The 16,769-nt window shown below is 41.9% G+C and carries 13 protein-coding genes; 11 read left to right on the forward strand and 2 right to left on the reverse strand.

The features are described 5' to 3' along the window. Nucleotide 1 precedes the first annotated feature (1 nt). On the reverse strand, nt 2-1,447 hold the full coding sequence (gene miaB / locus EW142_RS15590) for a tRNA (N6-isopentenyl adenosine(37)-C2)-methylthiotransferase MiaB (RefSeq protein WP_130615775.1): 1,446 nt from the start codon (nt 1,445-1,447) through the stop codon (nt 2-4). A gap of 148 nt (nt 1,448-1,595) precedes the next feature. Here miaB and EW142_RS15595 point away from each other — a divergent pair, with 148 nt between their 5' ends. The 9 genes from EW142_RS15595 (at nt 1,596) to EW142_RS15635 (ending at nt 13,358) form a co-directional block, all read left to right on the forward strand. Next, complete coding sequence (locus EW142_RS15595) at nt 1,596-2,324, forward strand: hypothetical protein (protein ID WP_130615455.1); 729 nt, start codon at nt 1,596-1,598, stop codon at nt 2,322-2,324. Nucleotides 2,325-2,403: 79 nt separating this feature from the next. Beyond that, nucleotides 2,404-3,657: an LVIVD repeat-containing protein gene (locus EW142_RS15600; protein WP_130615457.1), complete on the forward strand. Its 1,254-nt coding sequence runs from the start codon at nt 2,404-2,406 to the stop codon at nt 3,655-3,657. A 119-nt stretch (nt 3,658-3,776) separates the two neighbouring features. Beyond that, the gene (gene topA, locus EW142_RS15605; RefSeq protein ID WP_130615459.1) at nt 3,777-6,260 is read left to right on the forward strand and encodes a type I DNA topoisomerase; all 2,484 of its coding nucleotides are present in this window, start codon (nt 3,777-3,779) and stop codon (nt 6,258-6,260) included. A 1-nt stretch (nt 6,261) separates the two neighbouring features. Further along, nucleotides 6,262-7,419, forward strand: coding sequence for a formimidoylglutamase (locus EW142_RS15610; protein ID WP_130615460.1), 1,158 nt, complete (start codon nt 6,262-6,264; stop codon nt 7,417-7,419). Nucleotides 7,420-7,540: 121 nt separating this feature from the next. Beyond that, a complete protein-coding gene (gene porK, locus EW142_RS15615) occupies nt 7,541-8,920 on the forward strand; it encodes a T9SS ring complex lipoprotein PorK/GldK (protein WP_130615462.1) in 1,380 nt (459 codons plus the stop codon). 78 nt (nt 8,921-8,998) lie between these two features. Beyond that, entirely contained in the window at nt 8,999-9,649 is a 651-nt protein-coding gene (gene porL / locus EW142_RS15620; RefSeq protein ID WP_130615464.1) for a type IX secretion system motor protein PorL/GldL, read from the forward strand. Nucleotides 9,650-9,713: 64 nt separating this feature from the next. Further along, nucleotides 9,714-11,285 carry a type IX secretion system motor protein PorM/GldM gene (gene porM / locus EW142_RS15625; RefSeq protein WP_130615466.1) on the forward strand — a complete coding sequence of 524 codons (1,572 nt, stop codon included), beginning with the start codon at nt 9,714-9,716 and terminating at the stop codon, nt 11,283-11,285. Nucleotides 11,286-11,303: 18 nt separating this feature from the next. Next, nucleotides 11,304-12,206 (forward strand): type IX secretion system ring subunit PorN/GldN, encoded by a 903-nt coding sequence (porN, locus tag EW142_RS15630; RefSeq protein ID WP_130615468.1) that lies wholly within the window; start codon nt 11,304-11,306, stop codon nt 12,204-12,206. A 96-nt stretch (nt 12,207-12,302) separates the two neighbouring features. After that, a complete protein-coding gene (locus EW142_RS15635; RefSeq protein ID WP_130615470.1) occupies nt 12,303-13,358 on the forward strand; it encodes an NAD(P)/FAD-dependent oxidoreductase in 1,056 nt (351 codons plus the stop codon). Here the strand turns inward: EW142_RS15635 and EW142_RS15640 are convergent. After that, a complete protein-coding gene (locus tag EW142_RS15640; protein ID WP_130615472.1) occupies nt 13,355-13,738 on the reverse strand; it encodes a DUF983 domain-containing protein in 384 nt (127 codons plus the stop codon). The genes EW142_RS15635 and EW142_RS15640 overlap by 4 nt on opposite strands. Before the next feature lie 64 nt (nt 13,739-13,802). Here EW142_RS15640 and EW142_RS15645 point away from each other — a divergent pair, with 64 nt between their 5' ends. Both EW142_RS15645 and EW142_RS15650 read left to right on the forward strand, forming a co-directional pair. After that, the gene (locus tag EW142_RS15645) at nt 13,803-15,713 is read left to right on the forward strand and encodes an ABC-F family ATP-binding cassette domain-containing protein (protein ID WP_130615474.1); all 1,911 of its coding nucleotides are present in this window, start codon (nt 13,803-13,805) and stop codon (nt 15,711-15,713) included. 135 nt (nt 15,714-15,848) lie between these two features. Further along, the gene (locus EW142_RS15650; RefSeq protein WP_130615476.1) at nt 15,849-16,733 is read left to right on the forward strand and encodes a leucine-rich repeat domain-containing protein; all 885 of its coding nucleotides are present in this window, start codon (nt 15,849-15,851) and stop codon (nt 16,731-16,733) included. Nucleotides 16,734-16,769: the final 36 nt, after the last annotated feature.

Genomic DNA, 16,769 nt, shown 5'->3' on the forward strand with positions numbered 1-16,769 from the left:
TTTAGTTGTTCTTGGAATAACCAACCGCTTCTCCTATTAAAGTTGCAGAAGTACATTCGTTGATTTTCACGTTTACAAACTCACCCACATGGTAGTTTTCTTTTGGAAATACAACCACTGTATTTTGGGAGTTTCTACCCATCCAATGGGTATCTGATTTTTTTGAAGTCCCTTCTATCAACACTTCCTCAACTTTTCCAACATGCTGTTGCGTACGGTATAGGCCGTGCTTTTGTTGGAGGTCAATAATTTCTCGAAGCCTGCGTTTTTTTGTATCCTCTGGGATGTCATCTTCCAGTTTACGGGCCGCTAAAGTGCCTGGGCGCTCCGAATAGGCGAACATAAACCCAAAATCGTACTTTACATATTCCATCAAACTCAATGTATCTTGATGGTCCTCTTCCGTTTCCGTAGGGAATCCAGCAATCATATCTTGGCTAATGGCACAATCAGGAATTATTTTTCTGATGTTGTCGATCAATTCAAAATATTCCTCCCTGGTATGAAGCCGGTTCATTGCCTTCAAGATGCGATTGCTTCCACTTTGAACGGGGAGGTGAATATAATTGCAGATATTTTCGTGTTGGGCCATGGTTTGAATGACATCCAAGGTCATATCCTGTGGATTTGAGGTCGAAAAACGAATCCTCATTTTCGGTTGTTGGGTCGCCACCATGTCCAAGAGCTTGGCAAAATTCACTGAAGTGGCTTTCTGCATTTCGGAGGCCTTTTCAAAATCTTTTTTGAGCCCACCGCCATACCAGAGATAACTGTCCACGTTCTGGCCCAATAGCGTGATTTCCTTGAATCCCTTTTCCCAAAGATCTTTTACTTCATCCAATATCGATTGTGGATTTCGGCTTCGCTCCCTACCTCGAGTAAAAGGAACCACACAGAAAGTGCACATATTATCGCAGCCTCGGGTAATGGAAACAAAAGCAGTGACCCCATTTGAATTCAACCGAACAGGGGCTATGTCGCCGTAGGTTTCATCCTTGGACAAGATAACATTTACGGCATTCCTACCTTCGTCGATCTCTTGAATCAAATTAGGAAGGTCTTTGTAGGCATCTGGCCCTACAACCATATCTACAATTTTCTCTTCTTCCAAGAATTTGCTCTTAAGGCGTTCGGCCATACAGCCTAAAACCCCAACCTTCATTCCGGGATTGATTTTCTTCACAGCGTTGAACTTTTCCAATCGCTTGCGAACCGTAGTTTCTGCCTTTTCTCGAATGGAACAAGTATTGACCAACACAAGGTCGGCCTCCTCCAAAAGTTGGGTGGTATTGAAACCTTCCTTGGCTAAAATGGAAGCAACAATTTCACTATCGGAAAAGTTCATTTGACATCCGTAGCTTTCAATGTATAGCTTACGGTTGTTGTTTTTATCTTGATCAAGGGTGAGCGTACTTCCTTGTTGGCTCTCGTCGATAATTTTTTCCATGCTTCCTTTCTCGGTCATTTTTCCCCAAATGGAGGACAAAGATAATGCTTATTCCATTTTAGTGACAATATGGCAGTATTATTTAGGGCTGGATTGGGAATTATTGGGATATTCTTAACTTGAAGGGCAATTCTAAACCAACCTGATCATGAGATTTCTGCAGATTTCCGAGAAAGTTGCTGCCAGTCCATCATTGGATTTCGGCAGTATTTTTAACAATACCATTGAACTTTTCAAAAAAGTTTGGTTGCAAGGGTTCATAACAGTTCTGCTTATGATGGTAGTGATACTCCCTTTTTACATCATACTGTATGTGCCCATGATTGCTTCGGGAATGATGGACCCCTATGCTTATGAGCGAAACGACCTCCCTTCTGGAATGCTTGTTTTTTTGATTGTGTTCTATCCCATCATGATTATCGGAATTTCAACCTTTGCCATGTGCCTTAATGCTGCTTTTCTGCGTATCTGTAAAAGAATTGATTTAGATCAAATGGGGAAGGATGATTATTTCTACTATTTCAAAAAGCCCTATCTAAAAAAGGCTTTTGTCTTGGCATTGATTATCACCGGACTCTCCATACTTGGAATGTTGGCTTGCGGTATCGGTCTTATTTATTTGGTAGTTCCTATGTCCCTTTTTCCGGCGTTCTTTGCTTTTGACGAAGAATTGACTCCATCCGAAATTACGAAGGCGTCCTTCGCCCTGGGGAATAAAAACTGGCTGATTATTTTTGGATTGATTTTCGTCACGGGTCTAATTGCCCAGTTGGGTGTTTTACTCTGTTTTGTTGGTGTTTTCTTCACTGCTATGCTTGGGCGAATACCTACTTATTTTATTTATAAGGAAATCGTTGGATTTTCTTCTGAAGAATAAATTTATTGGTTTCAGGCGCAACTTTGTTTAAGTTTTTTAATCTATTAGGTGTTATTCATCCAAAAAACTTAAACAATAAATGAAAAGGAACGCCCTATTACTCCTGCTCCTAACCACACTGACATTTTTATCCTGCAACGAGAACGATGATGCGGATGGAGATTACGCAGATTACCTCGTGGCCCGACCCTTGGTAATGAGCAAAGCGGAATTTGCAAGTAGCGTTGATATTCTTCCTCCCATTTCAATCGATGAATCAGGAAAGGTTTATGCCTACGGGGACTATGTCTTTATTAATGACAAATCTCAAGGTATCCATGTAATTGATAACAGTAATCCAGAGTTTCCCAGAAAGGTTTCGTTTATCAAAATCCCTGGCAATGTTGACATTTCGGTAAAGGATAACTTTCTGTATGCCGATAGTTTGATGGATTTGATTGTGCTCGATATTTCCGATATAGACAATATTGTGCAGGTCAATCGGTTGGAAAATGTGCTAAGACAAGGTGTGTTCTTTCCTTTTGATGCTGATATCGTTGAGTATGAAGAGTTTGATTATGAAACCGAAATTGTTGTAGGTTGGCAAACAGTAAGTGAAAGACGACTTAAAAGCGAGGTTGAAAATCGAACAGATGTGATTTTTGACGGCTTTGCATTGGCGGAAGCCACCAATGATTCCGGTTCTGGTGAAGGAGGTTCTCTAGCCCGGTTTAAGATTGTTGGCGAGTTTCTCTATGCTGTTGACAGCCATCACATTAATGTGTTCGACATTTCTGATTTGGAAAATCCGAAAGACCTTGATGATATCTATGCTGGGTTTGATATCGAAACCATTTTCAACAAAGGGGATCACCTCTTTTTGGGGAGTATGCGTGGGATGTATATTTACGATATTTCGTCACCCGCCACACCCACCTTTGTTTCGGAATTTCAACATGGTACGGCGTGCGACCCTGTTGTGGTCGATGATAACTACGCCTATGTTACCCTCAGGGGAGGCAACTGGTGCGGTGCAACCGAAAGCGGACTGTTTATTGTGGATATTTCCAATATTGAGAATCCTGAACTAACTATTTCTTACCCCATGGATGAACCCTATGGTTTGGGAATTAGAGATGAAAAACTATTCATTTGCGATGGATCATCCGGCCTTAAGGTATATGACAAGACCGATGTACAAGATTTACAAGCATTAAATCACTTTAAAGATATTGTTACGTTTGATGTAATTCCCTTGGAGAGCCATTTGATCATGGTTGGAGACGAGGTGTTATATCAATATGAATATCTCGATAACAATATCAAGCTTATCAGTCAAATTGGACTTGATTGATACAGCGCAATTTTCCCTTGAAATATCCCGTTTTTAGCGGGATATTTTTTTATATCCAATGTTGCCGGAAATCTAAAATCGAAATTTTCATATACTTTTGTTAGCTTAAAAAGCATTGCATGCCAAAGAATCTAGTTATTGTCGAGTCCCCCGCAAAGGCGAAAACCATTGAACGGTTTCTGGGAAAAGACTATCAAGTTGAATCAAGTTTTGGACACATTGTCGACCTCCCTTCCAAGGAGCTCGGGGTAGATGTTGACAACGGTTTCAAACCAAAATATACAGTTGACAAAGAGAAGAAAGCCCTTGTAAAAAAACTACGGGATCTAGCCCAAAAGGCAGATACGATTTGGCTGGCCAGTGATGAGGATCGTGAGGGAGAGGCCATCTCTTGGCATTTGGCGGAAGAATTGAAATTGGACCGACAAAAAACCAAACGAATAGTATTTAATTCCATTACAAAATCAGCCATTCAAAGGGCGATTGAAAACCCCAGGGAAATCAATTATGATTTGGTAAATGCGCAACAAGCCAGGCGTATTTTGGACCGATTGGTGGGATATGAACTTTCACCTGTACTATGGAAAAAGATCAAACCAGGACTTTCGGCAGGAAGGGTGCAATCGGTTGCCGTTCGGCTCATTGTTGAGCGAGAAAGGGAAATAGATGCCTTCAATCCAGAAGCTTCGTACCGCATAAAAGCGGAGTTCAAAACAGATAAGAACAACGCTTTTTCAGCTCGATTGGGGAAGACCTTTCCAACCCGTGAAGCTGCAGAAACATTTTTGAGACAGAATATATGTGCTAACTTTTCTGTGGGTAGTCTTGACAAAAAACCGGCTAAAAAATCACCTGCAGCCCCTTTTACCACATCAACCTTGCAACAGGAAGCATCCAGAAAACTGTATTTTTCCGTTAGCAGAACCATGCAGGTGGCCCAAAGGCTATACGAGGCAGGTCTCATAACCTATATGAGGACAGATAGTGTGAATCTATCCAAAGAGGCGTTGAACGCCGCCAAGGAAGCAATCGTTCATAACTACGGCGAGGCTTATAGCACAACCCGAAACTACACCGGAAAGTCCAAGGGCGCACAGGAAGCTCACGAAGCCATTCGCCCTACCGATATGAAGTTACAGGCCCCTTCTCTAGAGCGGGACCAGGCGAAATTATATGAGTTGATTTGGAAAAGAACCCTTGCCTCACAAATGAGTGATGCCGTTCTGGAACGAACCAATGTGAAGATTAAGGCCAGTACCCATAACGAAGAGTTTATCGCCAATGGGGAAGTGGTCAAGTTTGATGGGTTCTTAAAAGTATATTTGGAAGGAACCGACGAAGAAGATAAGACAGAGGAGCAAGAAGGAATGCTACCGGCCATGGAAGTGGGTGAAGCTTTGCAGAACCTTTTTATTTCTGCTACGGAGCGATTCACGCGACCGCCTTATCGCTATACGGAAGCGTCCTTGGTCAAAAAATTGGAGGAGCTTGGCATAGGACGACCATCAACCTACGCACCCACAATTTCCACAATCCAGAACCGTGGATATGTTGAAAAGGGTACTGTGGAAGGTACAGAAAGAAAATATACCCAACTCGTTTTGGAGTCCGGAGAAGTACAACAGAATAAATTGTCAGAAACCATAGGTTCAGACAAGGGCAAGTTGGTTCCTACGGATATTGGCATGATCGTAAATGATTTTCTGGTCAGCCATTTTACCACCATTTTGGACTATAACTTTACGGCCAAGGTCGAGGAAAATTTCGATGAGATAGCTGCAGGAGAGGAAGATTGGCAAAAAATGATGAAGGAGTTCTACAAGGATTTCCATCCCAATGTTTTGGATGTAGAGGAAAATGCCGAACGTGCCAGTGGAGAGCGCGTTTTGGGTACAGATCCAAAATCAGGGCGACAGGTTGCTGCCAGATTGGGTAGATTTGGTCCCATGGTCCAGATTGGTACCGTTGAGGAAGAAGAAAAGCCTCTGTTTGCCAGTTTGCTGCCCGACCAGTCCATTACCACCATCACATTTGAGGAGGCCATGGAACTTTTTGAATTACCGCGAAAACTTGGAGTTTATGAGGGAGAAGAAGTTGAGGCCAATGTTGGCCGATACGGGCCCTATGTCCGTTTTGGTAAAAAGTTTGTTTCCCTGGCCCAAGGTGAAAGTGCCTTCGAAGTAGATTTGGACAGAGCCATAGAACTGATCAAGGAGAAGCAAAAAGCTGATGCTCCCATAGCTACTTACGAAGGTAAGGAGGTCACAAAAGGAAAAGGAAGGTTTGGACCTTTTATAAAATGGGATGGTATGTTCATCAATGTCAACAAAAAATACGATTTTGACAACCTTTCCAATTCCGATATCACAGAACTCATCGAGGCCAAAAAAATCAAGGAAGCGGAAAAATTGGTGCAAGAATGGCCTGAGGAAAAAATCAAGATTGAGAAAGCAAGGTGGGGACGACATAACATCATTAAAGGAAGAGTGAAGGTTGAACTCTCCAAAGATGTGGATGCAACCAAGATTTCTTTGGATGAGGCTAAGGCATTGATTGAAAAAAAGACCCCTAAGAAAAAAGCCAAGGCAAAGACGAAGAAATAATATGGCATTCGATTTTTTGGTTCCTGTTACGGATAAGGTTTTGGCATTTACAGAATTATTGCCACCGCAATCTCTCGGAAAAAATATCCATAAGCATACTGAAAAAAAGGGCTTACCGGTCTTCGCAAATGCCACTGTTGCCATTTTCGGGGTATTGGAATCAAGGAATGCCTATGAAAAGAAGCCCACCCAAATGGATATGGATGAAATCCGCATTCAACTCTACCGATTGATGATGGGCAATTGGAATTCCACAATTCTTGATATTGGAGATGTCGAGGAAGGAGATACTGTGGAGGATACCTACTTTGTGGTCAAGCAAATTGTTGAAGGCCTGCTTGAGGAAAAAATTATACCTATAATAATAGGGGCAACCCAAGATATTACTTTTCCCACGTATCGTGCTTTCGATAAAATTAAACAGATGGTGAATCTGGTCGGCATCGATAGCCGATTCGATTTTGGTCAGGAAGATGAATTGATTTCCTCGCACTCCTACATGAGCAAGATCATAACGGATAAGCCCAACAATCTTTTCAATTTTTCAAATTTGGGATATCAATCCTATTTCAACGCCCAAGAGGAAATGGATTTGATGGAACGGCTTTTTTTCGATGCCTACCGCTTGGGGGACATCGCCTCGAATATTGGATTGGCCGAACCTGTACTTAGAAATGCCCATCTGGTAAGTTTAGATCTTCGTGCTATCCGTGCCAGTGAAATGGGAATGAACAAGGAGTTTTCACCCAATGGATTTACAGGAAGGGAAATATGCGCCATTGCACGTTATGCAGGTATCAGCGATAGCGTTCGTTTATTTGGAATTTATGAGGCCCAAAATTCCAATCAAACCTTTCAGATGATTGCACAGATTCTGTGGTATTTCATCGAGGGCATAAGCTTTCGGGTTAAAGAGTATCCCAGTTCAAAAAACGAAGACTTTACCAAGTTTACAGTACCCACCGATACAGAGGAGCTGATTTTCTACAAAAGCCACATTACCGAAAGATGGTGGGTGGAGGTTCCTTCTATTCTACCCGAACATACTAAAAACAATTCACCCGCGTTATTACCATGCACCGAAGAGGACTATTTGGAAGCTTGCAACCAAAATATTCCCGAACGGTGGTTCAAGGCCTACAGAAAGGGCTTTAACTGAACAAATTAAATTTTAAGGATAAATTGTTTTTGCACAATATTTTGTGCAAAATACAGTTTTGAGAATAACGAATTTGTGTTGCGCAGTCTATAAATCTTAATTCGAAAATTTAACCTAAAGTATGAGAAAGTTATTCTTTTCATCCCTGGCTCTTGTTTTTTTACTGGCAAGTTGTGGTTCAAAATCAAGGTCAAAAGGTGAACTGGTTGGGGTAAAGGGGAAAAAATGGTACCCAGAAAAACCCTATGGAATGGAATTGATTCCTCGCGGTTCCTTTGTAATGGGAAAAGCTGAAGAGGATCAAGCCAAAGTGCTCAATGCCCCTACGCGAACGGTTACTGTTCGCTCTTTCTATATGGATGATACCGAGATTACCAACAGTGAGTATCGTCAGTTTGTAGAATGGGTGAAGGACTCTATTGCCAGAACAAAAATGGCCATTTTGGCCGATGAGCTGGGCCTTGGTCCCGAGGACGAAGGAATTGGTGAGTACTCCTTTAAGGACACCGATACAACCAAAATTTCGGTGTACGAGCGATATATGCTTGACAATTATGCCGGTTTGGGCGAAACAGGGTATGAAGGTAGAGCCTTGAACAGAGATGTCGATTTAATTTGGGATACCTCAGATTATCCAGACGAGTACTATGCAGAAGTTATGGACTCCTTGTACATTCCTGAAGAGGAAAGCTACAATGGGCAAAGAACCGTTGATGTAACCCAGTTGAAATATACCTACAATTGGATGGACATTGAAGCTGCTGCACGAGCGAAAAAAGGAAGAAGAAAAGATTTTATAAGGCAAGAGGTACTTGAAATTTATCCTGACACTACGGTATGGATAAAAGATTTTGAGTACTCGTACAACGAACCTATGCACAATGATTACTTTTGGCATGATGCTTACAGTGATTATCCCGTTGTAGGTGTTAACTGGACACAAGCCAAGGCCTTTTGTAATTGGAGAACCAAGTTTAAGAATGACGATCAAAGGAGCAGGGGGAGACAGTTTGTGAACCAATTCAGATTGCCTACCGAGGCTGAGTGGGAATACGCGGCCCGAGGTGGAATCGAAGGAGGTACTTACCCATGGGGTGGACCTTATGTAATCAGTGATACCGGTTGTTTCATGGCCAACTTTAAGCCACAACGTGGAGATTATGCCGCAGATGCTGCATTGTACACCGTTGAGGCCAAGTCATATGAGCCTAATGAGTACAACCTTTATAATATGGCCGGAAATGTATCGGAGTGGACAAGTTCAAGTTTTGATCAAGGTGCGTATGAGTACCTGTCGACCATGAACCCCAACATCGGTTCCGGAAAGAACAAAAGAAAAGTGATCCGTGGTGGATCATGGAAAGATGTGGCCTACTTCCTGCAGGTGAGTACACGTGATTACGAGTACCAAGATTCTGCACGTAGCTACATCGGTTTCCGAACCGTCCAAGATTATATGGGCGAAGAGGATTCCACAAAGGGACAAGGACTCCCTAACTAAAAAGAGAAATAAGTAAGAGAGCATTATATAAACCAGTAACCAAATACTTATTTATATAACTTAATTAAAACTAGAATTATGGCACAGTCAAAATCAACAAAAAAGCTGTTTAACATGGCCTACGGGCTGGGAGCATCGGTGGTAATTATCGGTGCACTTTTTAAGATCCTTCACTGGGAGTTTGGTCCCCTTACAGGTGGATTGCTTCTTGCAGTGGGTCTTATTACTGAAGCATTGATCTTCGCTATCAGTGCATTTGAACCTGTAGACGACGAATACGATTGGTCTTTGGTTTATCCAGAATTGACCAACGGTCAGTCTAAAGGAAACAAGAATGACGCTAAGCAAGCCAAAGAGGCTGAAGGTCTTCTTTCCAGAAAATTGGATGATCTTTTAAAAGAGGCCAATATCGATTCTGAGCTTTTCTCAAGCTTGGGTGAGAGCATCAAGAGTTTCGAAGGAGCTGCTAAAAACATTGCTCCTACTACCGATGCAATCCAACACACTAAAAAGTACTCTGAAGAGTTGTCACATGCTGCCGCTCAAATGGAGTCTTTGAATAGCCTGTACAAAGTTCAATTGGAGAGTGCTAGCCGCCAAGCTTCCATCAATGAGGAAGTAGTACAGAACGCTGGTGCACTTAAAGAGCAAATGGAATCTTTGGCTACTAACCTTTCTTCCTTGAACGGAGTTTACGGTGGTATGCTATCTGCCATGAGCAAAAACTAATTAGGGATTTGATTAATATACCAAACCCAAATCAAATTAATTTTTAAAATCTAATTAGAAAAACATGGCATCAGGAAAACAATCACCACGTCAGAAGATGATCAACTTAATGTATTTGATCTTCATCGCGATGTTGGCGTTAAATATGAGTAAGGAAGTACTGGCCGCATTCGGTTTGATGAATGCCAAGCTAGAGACTTCCAATACGAAGGCGGACGCAAACAATTTGGCTTACTTTGAAGGTCTTGAGACCAAAGCATCTGAAGATGCGATCAAGTATGGTCCTTTGTTTGAAAAAGCTAGAACGGTTAAGCAACTGTCCCAAGAGTACTACGAGTACTTGAAGGAGCTGAAAAAAGGTATGTTGGCCGATCAGGAAGACCCAAACAACTATGTTGTAATGGACAAGTCTGATTATTTGGACAACCTATTCTTTAAAGGCGACAACTTAAAACCTGAAGGAAAAAAATTCCTTTCCAGTTTGCAAGACTATCGCGAAAGCATCTTGGCTGCGATACCAGAAAACATGACCGATATTAAAAGTGCTGTGCAAACGCGCTTTGAAACTGGTGATGATAACGGTAAAGTGACCCGTCTTCGCGATCAGGTAAAAGTAGATTGGATGAACTACCACTTTGAAGGATATCCTTTGGTGGCTTCCTTGACCAAAGTTACCCAGCTTCAAGCTGATATTAAGGCTACCGAGCAAGAAATCCTTAAAGGATTGTTGGAAGGGAACCTTACCGAAGCGGTTTCCTTAAAGAACTTTGCAACTGCCTTGCAAGCTTCAAAATCTGCTTTTTACACAGGTGAAAAGTACGATGGTAAAATCATCATCAGTAAAACCGACAACAGTTCCAAGCCTGTTAAGGCTGAATTGAAGTTGGATGGTAGAAACTTGACCGAAGGAAAAGACTACCTATTGGAAGAAGGAGGTATCAAAATGTTGATCAGTGCAGGAGCTGCAGGTGACCATACCATTGAAGGTACTATGTTCTTCATGCAGGATGGTGAAGAAGTTCCAGTTCCAGTAAACAATACCTTTGCGACGATTACCAAGCCTAATGCAGCAGTTATCTCTGCAGATAAGATGAACGTTGTTTATCGAGGAGTGGCCAATCCAATGACCATATCTATTCCTGGTATTCCAGATAATAAAGTAAGAGCTTCTGCTCCTGGTCTTACCAGAAGAAGTGGTAGCAACTATATTATGAATCCTGGTACGGGAAGAAAAGTTACCATTACGGCTTCAGGTACATTGCCTGATGGCAAGGGAATCTCCACAAAGTCCGAGTTTAGGATCAAGGATATTCCAAGACCAAGCGGTACCGTACGTGGTGAGGCTGGTAGTGTGAAAATGCCAAGAAGAAATCTTGAGATTTCTACCATCAGCGCTATGTTGGAAGACTTCGACTTCGACTTGAACCTTGCTGTAAGCGGATTTAAGTTCAAAGTTCCTGGTCAGCCTACAATCAACGTTACTGGAAGTAAATTGGACGGTAGAGCCAAATCTGCTCTTACAAGAGCCCGTAGAGGTGATGCTGTTCAGATTTTTGACATCAAAGCATATATCACCAACAACAGAAGCTACAAGTTGAAAAAAGTTTCCCCAGTTGTTGTTGAGCTTACAAACTAAAATAGTATACAGAAGATCATGAATTGGAAAAATGCATTATTAATTGGAGCTTTAAGCTTACTGCCCGTATCTATTATGGCCCAGGCAAACATCTTGAATGCCAAATTGCCACAGGATATTGGTAAGAAGACTGAAGAACAAATCGAGCAGGACAACGACGCTCCCCTTGCGTATGGTTATGTGGACGACAGGGATATCCTTTGGTCCAAAACCATATGGGAAATTGTTGATCTTGATGAGCGTGTAAATTTCCCGCTGTATTACCCAACAGATACCATTGGTATCGGGAAAGACAGAAGGTCCTTGTACCATGTGCTGATGAAAAACATCAGAAATGGCAAACTGACCGAGGTTTATACAGATTCGTACTTTACGGAGAAGCGAACCTTGGATGATTTATCCGCCACTTTGCAAAAAGTCGATACCACCGATTTGGGATATGAACAATTGAACGCCGGTGAGCAGATTTCTGCGGAATTTATTAACCAAAGAGATTTGACCGCTGCAGATATTGAGGAATATCGCATTAAGGGAATCTGGTTCTTCGATAAGCGCCAAGGAGAATTAAAATTTCGTTTGTTGGGAATAGCACCCGTTGCACCCGATGTAAACTTTATCGATGATGAGTCGGTAGACCCAGGGGAGAACAAAGTAGAACTGTTCTGGGTATGGTATCCCGCTGCAAGACAAATTTTGCACGAAGCCAAAGTTTACAATCAACGTAACTCGGCACGTCCCATTTCCTTTGATATGCTATTGAACGCTAGACGTTTCAATGGGGTCATCTACAAAGAGGAAAACGTTCACGGCGACCGTGAGATAGACGATTACGTTTTTGACAATGCCCTTTTCCAGCTCTTGGAAGCCAAAAGAATCAAAGAAGTGATTCGCGACCGTGAGCAAGACATGTGGGCTTATTAGCCACAAAGTTATTTCCAATTCAATTCATACAGCGCCGCACTTATGTGCGGCGCTTTTTTATTTCAAAAAACCCAAGGGGATGTCTAATTTTACGGAATGGTAGATTATTTGGTCGTAGGCCTCGGGTTGGCAGGAATTTCGTTTTGTGAAACACTGGAAAAGCAGGGAAAAACCTTTCAGGTGGTTTCCGATGACTCCCAAAAGGCTTCTTTAGTTGCCGGCGGGCTTTACAATCCGGTTATTCTTAAGCGCTTTACCCTGGCTTGGGAGGCCAAAAAACAAATGGATACGGCCATTCCCTTTTATCAATCCCTTGAAGAAAAGCTTGGTGTTAAACTGGATTACAAACTACCAGTTTTACGAAGATTTGCCTCCGTTAAGGAACAAAACCTTTGGTTTGAGGCTATGGATAAACCGGGGTTGGATGATTTCCTTTCTTACAAAATCGTTGAAAACACCAACCCCCGAATTGATGCTCCCTTTGGTTTGGGAAGGGTTATGAACACAGGTAGGGTTGATACGGCGAGTTTACTAAGAGCATATTCAAAATATTTGAAGGCAAAGGAGCTATTGGTAAACGAATCGTTTGACCACTCCAAGCTGGTCCTAAAAGGCGATGAGGTGACATATGTTCCAATAAAGACTAAAAGAATAGTTTTTGCGGAAGGTTTTGGGCTAAAGAACAACCCGCTGTTCAGGTATTTGCCCCTTAACGGGACCAAGGGGGAACTTTTAAAGATCAAGGCACCACAACTACATGAAAATAGTGTGATCAAATCCTCGGTATTTATTATTCCATTAGGGGACCACATCTACCGGGTTGGGGCCACCTACAAATGGAAAGACAAAACCAACGAACCCACTGAGGAATCCAAACAAGAACTTTTGACGAAGTTGAAGACCTTCTTACAATGCGATTTTGAAGTGGTGGAACATGTGGCTGGAATTCGTCCTACAGTGGTGGATAGAAGACCTTTGGTTGGACAACATCCCCAATATACCAATGTGCACTGCCTAAACGGATTCGGCTCACGGGGCGTTCTTATCGCTCCATTTGCGTCAAATCAGTTATTTCGCTCTATTGAACATGGATCGTCATTACATCCAGAAATGGACATCCAGCGCTTTACAAAGAAATATTACAGGACCTAACTTTTGGCTTCCTCCGGGCCATACTGGATGAATAAATTGATCCAGATGTTACGTGATAATCGAATGATGATGGGCATAAATACGACCAACGTAAGTACAATGGCAATAAAAGTATTGATGAGCGAAGCTTTCACAAATAAAAAGGCGATGACAAATGCAGCAACAGCGAAGGCAATGCCCACTGCATAGCTCACATACATGGCACCATAAAAAAAGGAAGGCTCTATCTTGTACTTGGTACCACAGTTCGAACAGCGCTCATGCATTTTTAAAAGTTTCCCCAAACTATAAGGGTTCCCGTCCACATACATGCTCTCTTCATGACATTTCGGACAACTTCCTGTTAAAATACTGTAGAGTTTAGTTCCTTTTTTTAACATTTGCAGCGATTTTGGACAAAATTACGCATTCGATAGTTTTTGTTCAGTAATTCTGGTTACATAAATGCTAAATATCCATAACCTTTCAGTCTCTTTTGGAGGAGAATATCTCTTCAAGGAAATCGCTTTCCGATTGAATGCTGGCGATAGGGTCGGTCTTATTGGCAAGAATGGAGCTGGAAAGTCAACTTTGCTCAAATTGTTGGCAAAGGATTTTGATCCTGATTCGGGGGCGATAGCCAAGGAGAAAGGGGTGAATATTGGATTTTTAAGGCAAGACATTGACTTCGAGCAAGGAAAAACTGTTTTGGAAGAAGCCTATCAGGCTTTTAAAGAGATCAAGGATCTTGAAAAACAACTTGAAGATATCAATCATCAGTTGGCCGAACGTACTGACTACGAGAGTGAGGCCTACAATCAATTGATGATTGACCTAACGGAGGTTACGCACCGCTACGAAATTTTAGGAGGATATAACTATCAGGGGGATACGGAGAAGGTCTTACAGGGTTTAGGCTTCAAAAGGGAGGATTTTACCAAGCTTACCGATACCTTTTCAGGTGGCTGGCGTATGCGTATTGAACTGGCCAAGCTCTTGTTGGAGGACAACCAGGTCTTGTTGCTGGATGAGCCTACCAACCACCTCGATATTGAATCCATTATTTGGCTTGAGCAATTTTTGAAAAATTATTCGGGAGCCATCGTGATCGTTTCCCACGACAAAATGTTCTTGGATAATGTAACCAATCGTACCATTGAGATTTCTTTGGGGCGCATTTATGATTACAACAAACCCTACACCAAGTACCTTCAACTTCGGGAGGAAATCAAGGAACAGCAAGTTAATGCACAAAAGAATCAGGAGAAGCAAATACAACAAACCGAGCGCCTGATTGAAAAGTTCAGGGCAAAGGCTTCCAAAGCCTCAATGGCCCAGTCCCTAATCAAAAAATTGGACAAGTTGGACCGAATCGAGGTGGATGAGGACGACCATAGTGTAATGAACCTGCGATTTCCAGTTTCCGTGAATCCAGGAAAAGTGGTCCTTACCTTGGAGAATCTTACCAAAAACTACGGCCCTAAAAATGTATTGAGCAATATTGACCTTTTGGTGGAACGTGGCAGTAAAACGGCTTTTGTGGGCCAAAATGGACAGGGAAAAACCACGTTGGCCAAAGTAATTGTCGGGGAAGTTGATTATGAGGGAAAGGTAAAGGCTGGACACAATGTACAAATAGGCTATTTCGCACAAAACCAAGCCGAGTACCTCAATGGGGATAAAACTGTTCTCGATACGATGATTGATGCGGCCAATGAAGGTAATCGAAGCAAAGTGAGGGACATTTTAGGTTCGTTTTTGTTTCGTGGGGATGATGTGGAAAAATATGTCAAGGTACTTTCAGGAGGTGAACGAAATCGCTTGGCATTGGCAAAATTGCTACTGCAGCCCTTCAATGTCCTGATTATGGATGAGCCCACCAACCACTTGGACATCAAGTCCAAGAATGTTTTGAAACAAGCGTTGGAAAACTTTGAGGGGACATTGATTTTGGTATCACACGACCGAGATTTTCTGCAGGGCCTTACCAATAAAGTTTATGAGTTCAAAGAAGGTAGCATCAAAGAATATCTAGGAGATATTGACTTTTATCTGGAGCAACGCCAAGCTGAGGATTTCAGAAAGATTGAAAAAGGGGATAAAAAGAAAGCCCAAAAGTCTGAACCTAAAAAGAATGATTATCAAGCACAGAAGAAACTCAAATCCCTAAAGAACAAATTGAGTGCCATTGAAAAGAAAATCGCCAATCTTGAAAAAGATATTGCGAGCATAGACCACGAGCTACTCCTAAACTATGACGCCACAGTGGCCAAGCCCAACTTTTTTGATGATTATCAAGGCAAAAAAGACGAATTGGGGCAATTAATGGAGAACTGGGAAAAACTTTCAACCGAGCTCGAATCCATGGAAGTATGATCGTATTTTTTCGACAAACCACAGGTTTTTAGGGCTATACCACAAAATCTGACTAGTTCACCCATATTATTTTGTAGGTTTTTTCTTTCTTTTTTATTTCGTAGTTGAATTCTTAGAAATTTAAGAATGGCCAACATGAGACTTACCCTTTTCGCAATCTTAAGCTGCTTCATCACAGGAGTCACTTTTGGAAAAAGTAATATCCCATCCAAGGAGAAAAAGGCCTTGATTGATTTGTACCAAAGTACAAATGGTAGTGGTTGGAGTGTACCTTGGGATTTGGATACCCCGGTGGATACCTGGAAGGGTGTTACGGTTAAGGACAACCATGTGGTTGGCATCAATCTTTTTCGAAATAATTTGGAAGGCACCTTGCCGTCAGGTCTTGCCAGACTTAGATACCTGACCCACCTTAACTTGGCTTTCAATAGCATTACCGGTGTTTTACCGCAAGAAATTATTGAGCTTCAGAATTTGAAAGTACTTAGACTTGAAATGAACCGACTTAAGGGGGAGATCCCAAAAGAGATAGGGCAATTGAAAAACCTTCAAGTATTTTCAATCTTCAACAATTTCATCAATGGGTCTATTCCAGAGGGATTTGGTGAAATGACCAATCTTCGCGAATTGAATCTTTCCAGTAACAATTTAAAGGGCAACATACCCGCCTCCATTGGAAAGCTGACAAAGCTTGAGGCATTGGGGCTTTTTGAGAATAATTTATACGGATCTATTCCAGTAGAAATAGGAGCATTGGTAGGACTAAAGGAATTGGTTTTGGCCAACAACCAATTGGGAGGCGAGATTCCGATGGAATTTGCCCAATTATCCAATCTGAAAATATTGCAACTCCAAAATAACCGATTTGATTCGTTTACCGGTGTTAAGGCAATGAATACAAAACAGTTTTTGGTTTTTGATACGGACGACAAGTCCTTAAAGCCACGGTTTAATGAAATACAATTACAACGTACTAGAATGGCGGACACAAAATTCGAAGACGTAGACGAAAATGAGTAGTTAGTTATACTTTAGTTTGTTTGGTTTGGGGATACA

Source organism: Flagellimonas allohymeniacidonis, assembly GCF_004296335.1.
Classification (GTDB): Bacteria; Bacteroidota; Bacteroidia; order Flavobacteriales; family Flavobacteriaceae; genus Flagellimonas; species Flagellimonas allohymeniacidonis.

Coding starts and splice junctions, on each gene's coding strand:
- miaB (WP_130615775.1), bottom strand. CDS start 1,447: ATGGAAAAAATTATCGACGAGAGCCAACAAGGAAGTACGCTCACCCTT.
- EW142_RS15595 (WP_130615455.1), top strand. CDS start 1,596: ATGAGATTTCTGCAGATTTCCGAGAAAGTTGCTGCCAGTCCATCATTG.
- EW142_RS15600 (WP_130615457.1), top strand. CDS start 2,404: ATGAAAAGGAACGCCCTATTACTCCTGCTCCTAACCACACTGACATTT.
- topA (WP_130615459.1), top strand. CDS start 3,777: ATGCCAAAGAATCTAGTTATTGTCGAGTCCCCCGCAAAGGCGAAAACC.
- EW142_RS15610 (WP_130615460.1), top strand. CDS start 6,262: ATGGCATTCGATTTTTTGGTTCCTGTTACGGATAAGGTTTTGGCATTT.
- porK (WP_130615462.1), top strand. CDS start 7,541: ATGAGAAAGTTATTCTTTTCATCCCTGGCTCTTGTTTTTTTACTGGCA.
- porL (WP_130615464.1), top strand. CDS start 8,999: ATGGCACAGTCAAAATCAACAAAAAAGCTGTTTAACATGGCCTACGGG.
- porM (WP_130615466.1), top strand. CDS start 9,714: ATGGCATCAGGAAAACAATCACCACGTCAGAAGATGATCAACTTAATG.
- porN (WP_130615468.1), top strand. CDS start 11,304: ATGAATTGGAAAAATGCATTATTAATTGGAGCTTTAAGCTTACTGCCC.
- EW142_RS15635 (WP_130615470.1), top strand. CDS start 12,303: ATGGTAGATTATTTGGTCGTAGGCCTCGGGTTGGCAGGAATTTCGTTT.
- EW142_RS15640 (WP_130615472.1), bottom strand. CDS start 13,738: ATGTTAAAAAAAGGAACTAAACTCTACAGTATTTTAACAGGAAGTTGT.
- EW142_RS15645 (WP_130615474.1), top strand. CDS start 13,803: ATGCTAAATATCCATAACCTTTCAGTCTCTTTTGGAGGAGAATATCTC.
- EW142_RS15650 (WP_130615476.1), top strand. CDS start 15,849: ATGAGACTTACCCTTTTCGCAATCTTAAGCTGCTTCATCACAGGAGTC.